This window comes from Streptosporangium sp. NPDC000239, from assembly GCF_040300765.1.
Classification (GTDB): domain Bacteria; phylum Actinomycetota; class Actinomycetes; order Streptosporangiales; family Streptosporangiaceae; genus Streptosporangium.
Window position 1 is genome coordinate 120149 of sequence record NZ_JBEPEI010000021.1, and the last position, 13984, is coordinate 134132.

Annotated in this window: 17 protein-coding genes; 3 read left to right on the top strand and 14 right to left on the bottom strand. The window is 67.5% G+C overall.

What is annotated here, in order from left to right; genetic code table 11:
- Position 1: 1 nt before the first annotated feature.
- Complete coding sequence (locus tag ABT340_RS35725; RefSeq protein ID WP_352015327.1) at positions 2-433, bottom strand: DUF6941 family protein; 432 nt, start codon at positions 431-433, stop codon at positions 2-4.
- 20 nt (positions 434-453) lie between these two features.
- Positions 454-768, bottom strand: a complete 315-nt coding sequence (locus ABT340_RS35730) for a type II toxin-antitoxin system HicB family antitoxin (RefSeq protein WP_352015328.1) — start codon at positions 766-768, stop codon at positions 454-456.
- Between the two features lie 447 nt (positions 769-1215).
- On the opposite strand from ABT340_RS35730, the gene ABT340_RS35735 reads away from it, so the two are divergent.
- The gene (locus tag ABT340_RS35735) at positions 1216-1431 is read left to right on the top strand and encodes a hypothetical protein (RefSeq protein ID WP_352015329.1); all 216 of its coding nucleotides are present in this window, start codon (positions 1216-1218) and stop codon (positions 1429-1431) included.
- Positions 1418-1993, top strand: a complete 576-nt coding sequence (locus ABT340_RS35740; RefSeq protein WP_352015330.1) for a hypothetical protein — start codon at positions 1418-1420, stop codon at positions 1991-1993. The genes ABT340_RS35735 and ABT340_RS35740 overlap by 14 nt, the downstream gene beginning before the upstream one ends.
- Positions 1994-2011: 18 nt before the next feature.
- Here the strand turns inward: ABT340_RS35740 and ABT340_RS35745 are convergent, their stop codons facing one another.
- From ABT340_RS35745 to ABT340_RS35760, 4 genes are all read right to left on the bottom strand, one after another.
- Complete coding sequence (locus ABT340_RS35745; protein WP_352015331.1) at positions 2012-2266, bottom strand: DUF8825 domain-containing protein; 255 nt, start codon at positions 2264-2266, stop codon at positions 2012-2014.
- A gap of 165 nt (positions 2267-2431) precedes the next feature.
- Complete coding sequence (locus tag ABT340_RS35750; protein ID WP_352015332.1) at positions 2432-2845, bottom strand: hypothetical protein; 414 nt, start codon at positions 2843-2845, stop codon at positions 2432-2434.
- Positions 2842-3651, bottom strand: coding sequence for a peptidoglycan recognition protein family protein (locus ABT340_RS35755; RefSeq protein WP_352015333.1), 810 nt, complete (start codon positions 3649-3651; stop codon positions 2842-2844). Before ABT340_RS35755 ends, ABT340_RS35750 begins: the two co-directional genes overlap by 4 nt.
- 2 nt (positions 3652-3653) lie before the next feature.
- A complete protein-coding gene (locus ABT340_RS35760) occupies positions 3654-3896 on the bottom strand; it encodes a hypothetical protein (protein ID WP_352015334.1) in 243 nt (80 codons plus the stop codon).
- Between the two features lie 149 nt (positions 3897-4045).
- Here ABT340_RS35760 and ABT340_RS35765 point away from each other — a divergent pair, with 149 nt between their 5' ends.
- Complete coding sequence (locus tag ABT340_RS35765; protein WP_352015335.1) at positions 4046-4324, top strand: hypothetical protein; 279 nt, start codon at positions 4046-4048, stop codon at positions 4322-4324.
- A 1-nt stretch (position 4325) separates the two neighbouring features.
- Here ABT340_RS35765 and ABT340_RS35770 read toward each other — a convergent pair whose 3' ends face one another.
- The 8 genes from ABT340_RS35770 to ABT340_RS35805 form a co-directional block, all read right to left on the bottom strand.
- Entirely contained in the window at positions 4326-4568 is a 243-nt protein-coding gene (locus ABT340_RS35770; protein WP_352015336.1) for a hypothetical protein, read from the bottom strand.
- Positions 4568-5497 carry a hypothetical protein gene (locus ABT340_RS35775; protein ID WP_352015337.1) on the bottom strand — a complete coding sequence of 310 codons (930 nt, stop codon included), beginning with the start codon at positions 5495-5497 and terminating at the stop codon, positions 4568-4570. Before ABT340_RS35775 ends, ABT340_RS35770 begins: the two co-directional genes overlap by 1 nt.
- Before the next feature lie 859 nt (positions 5498-6356).
- Positions 6357-7346: a hypothetical protein gene (locus tag ABT340_RS35780; protein ID WP_352015338.1), complete on the bottom strand. Its 990-nt coding sequence runs from the start codon at positions 7344-7346 to the stop codon at positions 6357-6359.
- A gap of 10 nt (positions 7347-7356) precedes the next feature.
- Positions 7357-8229, bottom strand: coding sequence for a phage distal tail protein (locus tag ABT340_RS35785; protein WP_352015339.1), 873 nt, complete (start codon positions 8227-8229; stop codon positions 7357-7359).
- On the bottom strand, positions 8229-12659 hold the full coding sequence (locus tag ABT340_RS35790; RefSeq protein ID WP_352015340.1) for a phage tail tape measure protein: 4431 nt from the start codon (positions 12657-12659) through the stop codon (positions 8229-8231). The genes ABT340_RS35785 and ABT340_RS35790 overlap by 1 nt, the downstream gene beginning before the upstream one ends.
- Positions 12646-12963 carry a hypothetical protein gene (locus ABT340_RS35795; RefSeq protein WP_352015341.1) on the bottom strand — a complete coding sequence of 106 codons (318 nt, stop codon included), beginning with the start codon at positions 12961-12963 and terminating at the stop codon, positions 12646-12648. Before ABT340_RS35795 ends, ABT340_RS35790 begins: the two co-directional genes overlap by 14 nt.
- Positions 12960-13460, bottom strand: a complete 501-nt coding sequence (locus tag ABT340_RS35800; protein WP_352015342.1) for a hypothetical protein — start codon at positions 13458-13460, stop codon at positions 12960-12962. Before ABT340_RS35800 ends, ABT340_RS35795 begins: the two co-directional genes overlap by 4 nt.
- Positions 13457-13942 (bottom strand): phage tail tube protein, encoded by a 486-nt coding sequence (locus ABT340_RS35805; RefSeq protein WP_352015343.1) that lies wholly within the window; start codon positions 13940-13942, stop codon positions 13457-13459. The genes ABT340_RS35800 and ABT340_RS35805 overlap by 4 nt, the downstream gene beginning before the upstream one ends.
- Positions 13943-13984 lie beyond the last annotated feature (42 nt).

The following is a 13984-nucleotide window of genomic DNA, read 5'->3' on the forward strand; positions in this document are numbered from 1 at the left end:
TTCAGCTGTCGGCGCGGGTGGGCGCTACTTCGCACACACGGAACGAAGATCGCCATGCTTCATCAGTACGGCCATCAACCTCAACTTGCCATGCGTACACACCGGGCTTCAGCTGCAGTTGCGCGTTGAATGCCACAGGCATGTACAAATCATCACCAGGCTGGGCATACGCTGGCCGCCCGATCTCAAACTCCCCAGCCACCTCGATGGGGTCTTCGTGGGGGTTCCCGCGCGTAACGACTTCCCCAGCTTCTGTCACCAGACGAACTCTGAAGGTGATCCGCTTACCACTCTCATCCCATGGAACATGGAAGATCACTCCAACTCCGCAGGCAAGTCTCCCAGGACCAACGAAGCTCCAGCCGCCACCTGAGACGAACAGCTTGCCTTCAGCGACCTGCACATGATCGGCGAGTAACAGCGTGACCTTCATGTCGGCTAAGAGTAGACCGCTCAGCAGGTGAGGAGGCGTGGATGAGACGAGACAACGTCGCTGCTTCGACCGAACCCAGCCGAGACGGTGAGAGCATCGGCGATGCCTGTAGCTGACCGCATGAGGAAGTGCACTACTACCGGTCGGGCCTGGTCGTAGCGTTCGTCGAGCTCTATCTCGGCGTTGTCCAGATAGAAGGCGATGCCCTCCCTGGCAAGCTCTCTCACCTCATCGAGGCTGTCACCTGTAGCTGCGAAGGTTTGAAGATCGGTTTCGGGCGACTCGGCCCACCAGATGTTGTCCTCATGGTGGTAGACGACGGTCACCTTACGCATCGGATCACCTACCCCAGGAGGTCCAAGGCCTCCGCCTCGGACAAGCCAATCTCGATTACAAGGTACTTGCGAATGATGCCGGGTGGAACAGTGGCCCCGTCATGGAATGAGAAAAGGAGAGGAGGAAGGCCGACCGCCTTGAGGGTCCGATGAGATCCATTTTGGCGTGCGACCTCATAGTTCAGGGGTTCCCGCATCAGGACGGCAAGGAACCTGCTTGCCTTCATCGAGGGGAACTTCACCATGACAGCCGATGATTCCACATGTCGGACTGCTCTCCGTAGCTTCGAGGCAGACAGGCTGGCCTTACGTGGCGTAGGCACAGGCCGGGGTCCGCCCAACGGGGGGTAGAAGTGGCCAGACGGGCACGAAACCGCTATCTCTGTACGGTGAGGGCGTCCTACTGTCCGCCTGCGCACGATCACCCCGCCGGGCCACCATGAGCGCGTGGACGACTTCGACCAGCTGATCGCCGACCTCGCCGACCTCGACCGGCGCGCCGCCCGGGCCCGGCTCTGCCTCGCCGCAGGCGGGACGCAGGAAGAGGTGGAGGCCATCATGCGGGGCGAGGCTCTGCCCGGCGAGGCGCCCCAGAATTCCATCTCGCCCAGCCGTCAACCCCGCACCGCGTCGAGCCGTCTTCCAGCCGATGAACGTTCTTGAACAGATACTTCCGGCGGTGGCCGGCGGCTTACTCGCCCTAGGCGGCGTCGCATTGACGCAGGTCTTCTCCGGGAAGAGGGAAAAGCGCCAGCTCAGACACCAACAGAACATGATCAGCCTGCAGGCGCGGCGTGAAGCCTACGCCGCCTTCGCCCGAGCCAGCCGCCTCTTGGGGCGCCACGAGCGACAGCTCCTCTTCTCCCTGCACCAGCGAGACGGCGTCCGAAAGATGGGAGAGGCCGAGAAGCGGATCCTCGGCGAGAGCAACAACCTGGTCGCCAACCTCGCCGACGCAGAAGCCATCGTCCAGATCCACGCAAGCGGTCAGGTCAAGCCCAGCATCGCTCGCCTCTACGCGGCACACAACGCATTCGAGCCGATCTTCACCGATGCCTACCTTGGGCGTCATTACGATCGCGCAGCGGCAGAAGCCGCCCTGGAAGAAATGGAAGAGGCGGAGAAGATCTACTTTTTCGCATGCCGCCGCGATCTCGCGTTGGACCTGCTGGACGAGGACCGGGCCGCCTTGACCGGAGAACACCCTCTGGCGATCGAGAAGTGATCGGGAAGGGTCTTCAGGTCAGGCCTTGGCCTTCTTCTTCAACGCCATCTCTCGGGCATGACGCTGGCCCGTACCACCCCACCACGAGTGATTGTTGAGCGCCTTCAGCGCATCCATCCGGGCCGCGCGCAGCTGGTCCAGCTCGGCGTGCTGCTCCGGGCTCATCTCCAGGGAGGGCGGCAACGAGTCGGCCAGCGCGTGCACTTGGGCGTCCGCCTCCCAGAAGGCGCGCTGGGCCTCGATCAGGTCGGGCGGGAAGTCGTAGTCGGACACGGCGGGTCTCCCGGGGTGGTGCTGGTGCGAGGCGATCCTACGCACCGACCCCAGACATGACGAAAGCGCCCCGCCGCCCTCCGCGCAGGAGGACGAGCGGGGCGCCGCAGTCTGGGTGGGGTCCCGACCGGCATGGCCGCACGTCCGGGACCCCACAAGCTGAGACTACCGCTGTGACAGCGGCAAATCCGGGCGGGGCGTGTGGCGGGCCATGAAGCCGGACACCGCCGTGATCGCCGTCGGGATCAGCGGCACGGTGATGGTCTCCAGCCAGTCCGGCCAGAACGCGATCAGCGACAAATCGCTGTTCACCGCCTGCAGAACACTCAGCGCGGCCACCGACCCGAGGTAGGTCCCCAGCGTGGCCCACTTCACCTTGGCCTCCACCGCAGGCCGCGACGTCGTGATGGGCTCTCCGTGCATACGTTCCTCCTTGGGGAGACCACCGCCCTCTCGGGGCGGAAAACAAGAAGACCAGCCCGAACGTGGCTGGTCAGGGTTGTGCAGTATGCGAGCTGGTATGAAATCGGGCCGTTCATCACGGCCCAGCAGGTAGGCGAGCAGCGCCCCCTCGATCACGGCGCCGCGGGCTCCTCGGGCTCAGGTTCGGCCGGCGGGCGCCACGACCACGTCGACTCCCACGTCGCCTCGTCCACCCGACCGGTGATCGGCAGACCCACCGCCCGCTGCCAGGACCGGCACACGGTGCGGGACTTCGGGCCGTACCAGCCATCCGCGTCGATCCGCCACCCGCGCCGGACGAGACGCTCCTGCCACGCCTCCACGTCCTCGCCGTGCATCATCGGGTCCCGCACCTCCAGGACCCTGCCCGGCCACAGGGCGACGCCGCCCTTCACGACGACCCTGATGGGCTTCTCCTCGCCCCGCACCATCGCCATGAACTCGTCCCAGGGGAAGCCGCTCCCCGGGTCGGAGTGGTCCGTCTGCTTGAAGGCTGCCGACACGTCCACGTGCCCGCAGATGCCCCGCTTGCCCGCCCGCACCTCAGCCACCGACAGGCGCCGCAGAGGCACATCCCACCGGGCAGCCACCTGCCGCACCAGCACCGCCGCCCGCCGCAGCATCTCCTGGTGGTCGTCATCAGCCCACCGGGACGCCGGGCCCTTCTGCGGGTCGCACAGCTCAACGCCGATGCTGCCCGTGTTCGGCGGAGCATGCCATGCGATCGTCGTCTCCCGAACCGCCGCCACCGTCTCACCCGGGTCCACGATGTAGTGCGCGCTCCCGCCCGCACCCGCCGACTGGAAGTACCGCGCGACCGCCTTCGCGCCGCCCTCCACACACGGGCTGACCGTCGCGTGAATCACGATCCGCGTCACCACGCTCTGAGTGCCGCCATGCTTCGCAGCCTGCACGAACCGCATCGTCAACCTCCTCGAATGAACGTGATCAGGGCCAAAACCAGGGACGCGAACGCGAGCACCGCGGCCAGAGACGGCAGAGGCCACCGGCCCCGCTCCAACGCCCTCAGGCGGGTCTCGTGATCGGCGACCTCGGCGACGATCCCGTCCACCTTCGCGTCGACCCGATCAACCTTCCCGCCGACCGTCTTCAGCTCGTCGTAGATTTCGCGGGCTCCTATGGTCACGGGACCGAGCGGGTCGAGCATGGACTCCTCCGATCGAACAGATGAGGGCGCCGCCCGCCGACGGGGAGCGAACGGGCGCCGCCCAGCTCATGGCCGCATCCGGCCACCACGTAGACCGCGCACGCACAGCGCGCGTCACACACGCATCCCCTCGCTTACCAGGAGACGTCGTGACGTACCCGCCGCAACAGCCCTACGGCCACCAACCACAGCCCTACGGGTACGGGCCCGTCCAGACCATCCAGGTGAAAGAGCGAGGCTTCAACCCGATCACCTTCATCGTCCACCTGTGCCTGTGGGTATTCCTGCACTGGTGGCTCGCCCTGCTCACGATCGGCATCTGGCTGCTCGTCGCCATCCCGATCAGCTTCATCGGGTGGCGGGTCACCCGCACCATCCCCGTCCAGCAGGCGCCCGGATACCCGCCGCCCCAGCACTACGGGCGGTAGGTCAGCTCGTGAGCTGATGCACCGACCCGTCCGCCTCCCGGCAGTACAGGTGGCCGGCCTTCGCGTACAGGATCACCCCGGACGGTGGCGGGGCAGGGTCCGCACCGAGGTTCGGCAGGACCAGCCCCTTCGACGCCTGCGCGAACGGGGCCCTCGACTGCCCGGCGGTCTGCGCCGCGGTTCGTGCCGTCCTCGCGTCGGCCAGCTCATCGGCGGCGGTCCTCGGGTATCGCGGTGTCGCCATCAGGACGCCTCCTCGAAAATCAGCTCGGCCCGCTCCTCCTGGTCGTCGGCCGTCGGCGGCTTGAGGTCCATACCGACGATCCGCCACTCCTTCACGAAGGTGGGCGCGCCGAACTCGTCGAGAGGGAACCAGTTGTTGACCAGCGTGAAGCGCGCGACGTCGCCCAGGAAGTTGGGATCGATTGAGAAGTCGTCATCGAAATGAACTGTCACCCGAGGGATCGACACCGACCCGCTCCTGGTCGCGGCCAGCGTCTGCGCGTACCCGTTGAGGGTCGCCTGGTCTCGGACCGTCGAGTAGTCCGCCGTCTGATCCAGCAGCGGATACCCGGCGGCGAGCTTGGCGGCGTCCTCGTACACCGTGCTCATGAGCGGCTCGCTCGCGGTGCTGAGGTCGTCCTGGATGGTGTCCCCGCGTGCCTGCCAGGCGGTGGCGGCCTGCGTCGCGTCACTCGGGTACGACCAGGACTTGATCTTGCCCGGCTGGGCGATGTCCCGGGTGATGGTCGGCGATCCGAGCGTCGGGTACCCCCACACCCACTGCCGGACGCGCTCCCCAGTGGCGGGGTCGATGTAGGTGCGGATCATGTACTCACACCCATCGGCGACGTTCGCCAGCTGCTCCAGCCGCTCGCCGTACGTGGCCGACTCGGCCGCCCGGTAGGTCCGGTCCCGCAGCACGCCGCTGTTGCCCGGCGTGAGCACGAAGCCCATGTCTCCCTCGGGCCGGGCCGCCATGTGGGTGAGCAGCTGCCGTGCGATCTCGATCTGGTCGACGCCGCTGTAGGAGAGGTTCGCGCGGATCTTCCGTCTGTACGCGTACGACTCCAGGCTGGACCCCTGGATCTTCAAGGTGAGGTTGCCCTGCTCGTCCATGGCGGGCTCCGTGTACCACACGGGATAGGAGCCCCATATGTCGTAGCCCCGCATCACATGGATGATCGTCTTACCGTCGACGATTTTCCGGGCCTTCTCCGTCTGGGCGAGATTCGGCAACACGGCCGTCGCCCGGAAAGCCCCGGGCACGATAATCCGGCGCTGGCACGTCTCGACAGCCAGCTCCATCTCGGTCAGCGTCTGATCCGTGAGCAGGTCCGCAATGACGCAGTGGCGGATGGTAGCAGCCATTAGATGGGCATGCCCCAACCGGCGAAGCCCAGACTTCCAACATTAACGGTGAAGCCGTAGTTGAGCCCGGGGGCCGACACGGAGCAGGTGAAATTCTGACTGCCGGTGGCAGCGCTTGACGCCAGCTGCTTCATCGCCAGAGAACCGGTCACACAAGACCCTGACCCTGTTCCCGAATATATGTCCGCAAGTTCTGTATATCCAGCCGGAGGCGTCCATTCAGCAGTACCTGAAGACAGGCTTGAGAAAACGCATCTGATCTCAAGATCGTCACCGCCGAATGGTGTAATCGACGGGGTGCTCACCTGCGTCCCGGTAGGGCTACTTACCGACTGCATCCCCGGCGCGCCAGGAGACGGGTCGCGCACCGCGACAATGAAGAGAACTGCATCAACGGTTGCCCCTAGGTTGAATGTATATGTAGACGGTTCGCTGCTTCCCGCGACCCTCCACCGAATACTCCCACCGAGACCTCCGGCAGTGCTCTCGCTACCCAGGAAGTTCCATGACTGCGATGGAGTAATTGACGGCGCGTTATCGGCACCCAAAAACGAGATAAGCAAGTCACCTTCGGACGTGCCCGAAGGTTTTGAACATGAAATCGACGTGGCGTCTACCGCAGCCGATGCCACCGACCTGTACGACATGGTTCGATCATCCCCTAAATCAGAACCTGGACAGTAAGGTCGCCGCCCGCAACAGTGGAACCAACCTGGTCAATATCAACCGTCATATAGCTCCCGTTTGGCCACGCGGTTGTATTCATATTGGTCACTAACCCTGAAGTGTTTCCAGAAGCGGAAATCGTCGGCCGGTTGGCCTGCGTGGAGAAGATCGTTGTCCCACCCAGATTGACATCAATAACGATTGATGCCCCCGTTGGCGCCGTCCCCACCGACGCCCTTACCCCGGAAATGGTGAGAGTGTTGCCCGTGTCGTTGTAGTAGCGGGATTTTCCCGCTCCCGTGGCGAGAGTCCCCATCCTGGAGAAGACCGGGGAGCCTCCTCCTGAGCCGCCAGCAGCCTTCCACGCGCCACCCCAGTACTGCTCAACGCTACCGGTGTCCAACCGGAGAACCTCCAGCCCCGGGATGGTCGGCAGCGCGTCCCGCTCGGTGCTGCTGTTGACCGGGATTCGCATCGGGGTTCCGGTCCAGGTCCGCTTGTCGGTCCGTGCCGACGCGAAAGTGATCGACGACGCCCCGATCGGGACGGTCACCTCCCACAGCAGGATGCTGCTCGCGGGGACTGGGTTGGCCGCTCCCGTGCTCGTGTTGCCCTTGACGACCACCACCCGCGCGTCGGTCGAGCCCGACGCGTCGTAGGCGTTGTCCCTGACCTGCAGCACGACCCTGTCGGTGCGCGCGACGGACGCCTCACCCGCGCTGAAGGTCAGCAACTCGTTCGCGTCCACCACGACGATGATTTGCCCTTGCAGGCTGTTGCTGGTGCCGTCCACCACCGCGATGAACGGCGCGACGTTCGCCTGCAGGGCGGAGGCTCCCGTCAGGTCCGCCGCCCCCGGGTAGTAGCAGACCCCGGCCCGACGCTCCAGCACGGACGCGCCTGGCGCGAGGAAGGCCCCCAGCGCCAGGCGGTGGTCCTGGAGGCTGGTGGTGGCGCTCGCCAGCGCCAACGTACGGATCGTCACAGACGTCTCCTCACAGGTAGGCCGACTTCCAGGTCACGGTCAGACTCGCCCCGGTCCCGAACGCGGCCGCGAGCAAGGTGAGGTCGTTGTCGCCGGGGTAGAGCTCGAAGTACTCCACCGGCACCGACAGGTTGCTGCGGGTGTAGAGGCGATCAGAGCCGTTCAGCAGCACCGTGCCCGCGTCCGTATCGACCGTCAGCGTCTGCCCGGCCAGCACATCCACGGCGAACTCCAAGCCGTAGCCCGCCGAGGTGTTGACGATCTTCGGTGTGGCGATCGGGCCCGTGAACGTCAGCACGGGACTCGTGGGCTCATTGCCTACGTTTGCCGCTGTGCCGTTGTTCGCACCGCCCGCCGTGCCGTACGTCAACGGATAGGCCAGCGGGTAGACGAGGCCGCCGCTGCCGGAGGTGCCTGGGGTGATCGTCAGCGACCGCTCGGTCAGCTCATAGCACCGCGGGTCGGCGCACAACCACTGCACCGTGGCCGACGGCGTCAGTGCCTGGCTGAAGGAGTGGTCGACGGGGATCAGGCGATTGGAGACCTTCCCGAACGCCATCAACGTCTCGCCCCGCAGGCGGACCACCAACGGGGCCTCATCCGCCGTCAGCGCCCGCGGCGTCGCCGCCCGGAGAGCCGCCACCACCTCGTCCATCCGATCGACACCCGCACGGAACTCCAGCTCCAGCGTCACGACCCTCGACTGGGGGCGAGGCCGCGCCGCCCAGGATCCGGGCCGCGTCGGCTTCGGCGCCGTCCCCATGTCAAGACCGGGCTGGTCCAGCCAGCCGTGCAGCTTCTGGATGCTGTACGGCGTGCCCGTGCCGATCAGGAGGCCACCCCACTCCAGCTGCCAGGGCGCCGTGATGAGCTCCCCAGCCATCAGTAGCCCCGCGCCGTAGAAAGCAGGTAGACATCCTCGGCCAGGGCCCGGGTGTCCTGCCCAGGAGCGGCGATGATCGTGAAGTTGAAGGTGGCGGGCTCACGGCGCGACTGTGGCGCGGCCACCTGCTGGACTGGGGCCGTCACAGCCCCCATGGGCCGCAGGTACATGCCGCCGAAGTCGGAGGCGACCTGCGCGAGCAAGCTCTCGGCCCGAGGCCGGTAGGCCGAGTCGTACGGGATGAACGCCTCGTCGTCGCGGCCCTCCCCGAACAGGACCATGGGCCGGGTGGCGAGCGTCGGCCCCGTCGGCCGGCGCAGCCCGCCGACCGCGTACCGCTCGATACCGCCACTCTCGTACCGGTCAATCCCGCCCGAGGCGTGAGAGAGGCCGACGGCCGCACGCAACGCCTCACGGGACAGATCATCCTGGTAGTCGGTCTTCACGAAAACCGTGATCTCGCGGTTCTTACCGATGCCGTTGTCGATCTCGACGCCGATCCGCCGCGCCGCTTCGAACACGCTGGTGCGCCCGCCGTCCATGCCCTCACGCACCCGGTCGGCGATCTCCTGACCTCGGGTCTGGGCGATCGAGCGCAGCACGGGCCCCGCCGCGGCGAGGTTCTCGGCGAAGGTGTCGCCCGCCTCCTTGCCGCTCTTCCCGTGCAGGGCGATGAACCGCTGGAGCTCCTCGCCAGACATCTGGGTGGCCAGCTGGACGACCTTCGCCCCGCCCGGCCCGAGCTCGGCGAGCTCCTTGAGCATCTCGTCCGGCACCCGGCCCGCCAGGCTGATGAGGTTGTCGGCCCAGTTCTCCTGGTCCTTGACCTGCTTCTCCAGCTCCGCCAGGTACTGGGTCGTGGTGACGGCCACCGTGCCGCCCAGCTCAACCCACGAGTCGCGCACGTCGGCGTTGGCCTTCACCGTGTCGCGCGCCGCGTCCTGGCGAGCCTTCCGCAGCGACTCCTCGGCGTCCGCGATGTCCCGTGCCGCGTCCCGGGTGGCCTTGGCTGCTTCTTTCTCCGCGTCCGCGATGTCCTTACGGGCCTTCAGGACGTCCTGCGCGCTCGCCGCACGGGTCCGGTCCAGCTCGACCGCCGCCTCCGCAGCGGCCTTTTCCGCGTCGGAGATGTCGCGCTGAGCCTTGAGGACGTCCTTCGCGCCTTCGATGCGCGTCCGGTCCAGCGCCGCCGAAGCGTCCGCCGCTTCCTTCTGCGCGTCGGAGATGTCCTTCTGCGCCTTCAGGATGTCCTTAGCCCCGTCGAGGCGCACCTCAGTCAGCGACGCCTCAGCCTCCGCGAGAGACCGTGCGGCATCCTCCTGCTGGCGGGCCGCCTCCCGGCGAGCGTCAGCCAGGGCCTGCTCGGCGTCGGCGACCGCTCGCGCCGCTTCCTCGCGCTGCTTGGCCAGCGCTGCCTCGGCCTCCCGCTCGGCCTCGATCGCCGCGGCGATGCGCTCCTTGGCGCCGATGACCTCGGTGCTGCCCTCGATGCCCGCCCGGTTGGCGTCGGCGAGCTCGGTCTGCAGCTCGGCGTTGCGGCGCTTGATCTCCTCCAGCCGCTCTACCGCGCGCCGGAAAGCCAGGTCGGCCTCGCGCCGATCCAGGCTCGACGCCTCCGGGTCGGCGTTGACCTCGTCGAGCCGTTCGCGAGCGCGCTCCAGCGCGATCTGCGCGCCCTCCTCGTCCAGTACCCCCGCAACCTGCGACCGGGCGAGGTCCTCCAGGCGCTGCGCGGCCCGCTCTCGGGCCTCAACCAGGTCCTGTTCAGCCTCGATGGTGCGCTGGTGGCTGTCCTGCAGCCGCCGCTCCGCCGCGATCTCCCGCTGAGCCGCGTCCTCCTGGACGTCAGCAACGCGACGGGTGGCTGACTCGATCTTCCGGCCGGAGTCCTCCGCGACGTCAGCGACCCGCTGTCGGGCATCCGCGATCTTCTGGACCGCGTCGGCCTCGCGCTGCGCGGCCCGTTCGGCGGCCGCGGCGAGCGCCTCCTGCCGCTCACCGATCTTCTCCTGGGCGTCGGCGACACTCTGGGCGGCATCAGCCTCCTTGCGCGCCGCCTCCTCCGTCGCGGTGGCAAGAGCCTCCCTGCGCTCGGCGACCCGCTCCTGGGCGTCCGCCACCGCCTGGACCGCGTCCGCCTCCTTACGGGCAGCCTCCTCCACCGCGGCGGTGAGTGCCTCCTGGGCGTCCTTGATCCGCTCCTGCGCCTCAACCGACTGCTCAGCAGCCTGCTCGTGCGCGTCCGCCACATCACGCTGCGCCCGCTTGATCTTGTCGGCGTTGGTGCGCTGCACCTCCGCCAAGCGCTCGACAGCAGCCGCCTGCCGGTCAGCAGCCGAGGAACCGCCGCCACCCGACGACCCGAGGTCCTGCAGCACGCTGGACATGTCGCCGAACTGGCTGAACGCGCTCGACCACGAGTCCAGCATCTTCTGGGCGGCCTTCGAGGCGTCATCCCCGACGAGGCCATACGTGGTGGCCAGGCCCTGCATGAAGGAGGACAGGTCACCCGCCACCCGGCCCTGACCGCCCATCTCGACGGACAGGCCCTTCATGGCGGTCTCCAGGTTGGTGACCTTCACCTCGGCCTTGCCGCTGACGTCAGCATGGTCCTGGGCCTTGCCCTTGGCCGCGTCCAGCTGGCGGCCGTACTCCCCAAGGGAGTCCTTCAGGGTGAGGATCGCGTCCGTCTCGTTCTTGATCTTCCGCGCGTCTTCATCCCATGGGAACGCGATTCCAGAGGACTTTCCCATCCGCGCTTCGAACATCTCGTCCAGCTGCTTGGTGAGCGCTGCGGCCTGCTCCTTGTTCCCACTGAACGCCCCCGTCACCAAGTCCAGGTTCAGGCCGAGCTGCTTCGCCGACTCGATCAGGCCGTCGTCGACCAACCGGAAGGCGATCTTCTCCTTGGTCAGAGCGGCCACGACGCCGTGGTCTTCGATGATCGCGTCCGTGAACTCCTTGACGCGGCCCGCCGCCTCCGCCTGGACGTCGGCGAACATGACCGTGAGCACGGTGGCCGCCGCCAGCGCCGCCCCCCACGGGCCGGTCAGGAATGAACCGACGGCGCCCAGACGGGACGCCATCGCCGCACCGCGCGGGCCCATCCCCTCCAGGCTCTTCGTGAACTCCACCATGCGAGGCACGGCGATCATCGCCGCCCCGCCCGCCAGCGCCACCGTCCCCGTCAGGCCGGCCACCATGCCGCCCGCCGCCTTCACCGGCTCCGGGAGGCTCTGCAGGAGAGCCATCCAGTCCGAGGTGTGCTCAGCCACCTCGCCGAGCACCGGCACGAACGTCTCGCCGATGGTGATGCCCAAGTCCGTCACGTTGTTCTGGGCGACCTGCATCTTCGACGCGGTCGTGGCGTACCTCTTGGCCGCCTCCTCCACCAGGGCCGAGTTGTCCGTCCACGCCTGCTCGCCGAGTCGCAGCGAGTCGGTCAGCAGGCTGCCCGCCTGCGCGGTGCGCAGGAGAGCGTCGCGGACCTCGATCTCGCTGAAACCCAGCTGCTGCAGGGTCTGGAACAGGCTGCCGCCGGATGCCTCGACCCGCCCGAGCCCCTCGATGAACGCGCCCAGAGCTGATCCCGCGTCCTCGCGGAATGCGGTCGAGAACTCGTCGGCCGACATGCCCGCGACCTGGGCGAACCGCTCCACCTGCTGGCCGCCGGCGTCAACCGCCTGGGCGATCGTGATCATGACACGGGAGATCGACGAACCGCCGGCCTCCGCGTTGATGCCGACGCTCGACAGCGCGGACGCGAACCCCAGGACCTGGCCCTCGCTGAGCCCGATGGTCTTGCCCGCACCGGCGATGCGCAGCGCCATCTCGACGATCTCGGACTCCGTCGAGGCGCCCGCGTTGCCCAGCGCCACCAGGGACGCGCCCAGGCGTCCGACCTCCTGCTGAGGGGTGCCCATGATGTTGGACAGCCGGGCCAAGGCCGTGGCCGCCTGCTCGGCCGACAGGTCCGTCGTCTCACCAAGGGCGATCATGGTCCTCGTGAAGCCGATGATGGACTCACGCTTGATACCGAGCTGCCCAGCCGCCTCAGCGACCGCCGCGATCTCCTGGTGGCTGGCCGGCAGTTCCCTGGCCAGGCTGCGCAGGGCCCCCTCCAGGGCAGCCATCTGCTGCGGAGTGCCCTCGACCGTCTTCGTCACGCCGGTCCACGCCGACTCCCAGTCGACCGCGGCCTTGACCGCCATGCCGATCCCGGCCACCGCCGCCGCGCCGAAGACCGAGACGGTCTGCCCCGTCGCCTCCATCTCAGCGCGAGCCTTGGCCGCGGCGCGTTCCATCCGCTCCAGCTCACGCTGGCTGCGCTTGGCGGCCTCCTCGGTCTTCTTCAGCGCCTCCTCGGCCGCACGGCTCCCGCGCTCGTCCCAGCGGCTTTTGATGTCGATGATCAGGTCACGGATGGCCATGCGGCTTCACCTCCTTGTTGCGGACGAGCACGATGTGCACCCCGCGTCCCTCATCGCCCGTCAGGCTGGCCGCCGCCGCCTGCCGCACCTCACACCCACGACACCGCTCCGGCTCGGCTACGTAGGCGTTGTGGTCGCCGCCTTTGTCGGGGTCCCACTCGTCAGGGCGCGTCCCACAGGTCCGGCACGCCTGCCGCTCCCGGATGTACTGCCAGACTGCTTTGTCGCGGTCGTCGGCATCCCAGCCGAGGAACTCCGAGTGGCGGATGCGGTAGGCGGCGCAGACCGCCAGCTCGATCGTCAAGCCTGGGTCTGCGTCCAGCCTTTTGGGAGCGTGGTGTCCGGGACCCGAACGTTGACCCGGATCGCCGCAGTGCACAGCTCGCCCCGCTCACCGGCCGAGAGGACTTCCGCCCAGACCTGGTCCCACTCGGCCGGCGTCAGGTCGGACTCGACGCACTCTCGGAAGCAGGCCTCCGGGAAGGTATCGAGGTTCCAGGTCCGGTCCTCGGTCCCTTCCCGCGGTTTGTGCTTGCCGATCAGCGCCTCGAAGTCGTCCGGCCGCATCGCCCGCAGCACCACCGGCTCGTAGCAGGCCGCCAGCGAGGCCTCCGCCGACGCCAGGGCGGCCTTGGCCGCGCGCACAGCCGACTCATCGGCCGCCTCCCCCTGGAACTGCAGGATCCGCAGGGTCGTCCGAGCCGCCTCCAGCGCCTTGCGCGGCTCGGTGTCGTCGTCGATCCGCAGCGAATACGTATCGAACGGGCGCGGCCGGGCGAGCAGCCTCTCACGCAGACTCACGCCGGGATCACCACATCCTCAGCGGGCTCAGCCGAGATGGAGAACTGAACCACCAGCCGCGCCGCCTCCGCGCCCATGGTCCGCTGCTTGCCGACCGACAGGACACGTACAGGGAAGACGTCCATCAGCCGACCGGCTACGTCCCCACCGTCCAGCCACACAATGTGGCCCTCCGCATCACGCGGCATCAAGCCGCGCACATCCACGCCCGGCTGGTCCTGGTAGAAGGTGACCCCCGACTCCTGAGCGCTTGTTAGGCCCGGGATGTTCGAGACGAAGCGGCTGTCCAAGTCCGGGGTATCGATCTTCTGACCGCTGACCATCCACCCAGAGATGTCAGCGATGTCCTTGCTCAGGTCGGATCCAGCGTTCAGCTCCGACCTGGTCGGCGCGTTGAGGTTGGCGATAGATACGACCCAGTAGCACCGGGTGATGCCGGGGCGAAAGAACCTGTTCGCGGGGGTGATCGGCGTGGCGACCATGTCTACTTCTCCTCAGTGCTCGCGCGCCGACGCCTCGGCGAC

Coding starts and splice junctions, on each gene's coding strand:
- ABT340_RS35725 (WP_352015327.1), bottom strand. CDS start 433: ATGAAGGTCACGCTGTTACTCGCCGATCATGTGCAGGTCGCTGAAGGC.
- ABT340_RS35730 (WP_352015328.1), bottom strand. CDS start 768: ATGCGTAAGGTGACCGTCGTCTACCACCATGAGGACAACATCTGGTGG.
- ABT340_RS35740 (WP_352015330.1), top strand. CDS start 1,418: ATGAACGTTCTTGAACAGATACTTCCGGCGGTGGCCGGCGGCTTACTC.
- ABT340_RS35755 (WP_352015333.1), bottom strand. CDS start 3,651: ATGCGGTTCGTGCAGGCTGCGAAGCATGGCGGCACTCAGAGCGTGGTG.
- ABT340_RS35760 (WP_352015334.1), bottom strand. CDS start 3,896: ATGCTCGACCCGCTCGGTCCCGTGACCATAGGAGCCCGCGAAATCTAC.
- ABT340_RS35770 (WP_352015336.1), bottom strand. CDS start 4,568: ATGGCGACACCGCGATACCCGAGGACCGCCGCCGATGAGCTGGCCGAC.
- ABT340_RS35775 (WP_352015337.1), bottom strand. CDS start 5,497: ATGCGGGGCTACGACATATGGGGCTCCTATCCCGTGTGGTACACGGAG.
- ABT340_RS35785 (WP_352015339.1), bottom strand. CDS start 8,229: ATGGCTGGGGAGCTCATCACGGCGCCCTGGCAGCTGGAGTGGGGTGGC.
- ABT340_RS35790 (WP_352015340.1), bottom strand. CDS start 12,659: ATGGCCATCCGTGACCTGATCATCGACATCAAAAGCCGCTGGGACGAG.
- ABT340_RS35805 (WP_352015343.1), bottom strand. CDS start 13,942: ATGGTCGCCACGCCGATCACCCCCGCGAACAGGTTCTTTCGCCCCGGC.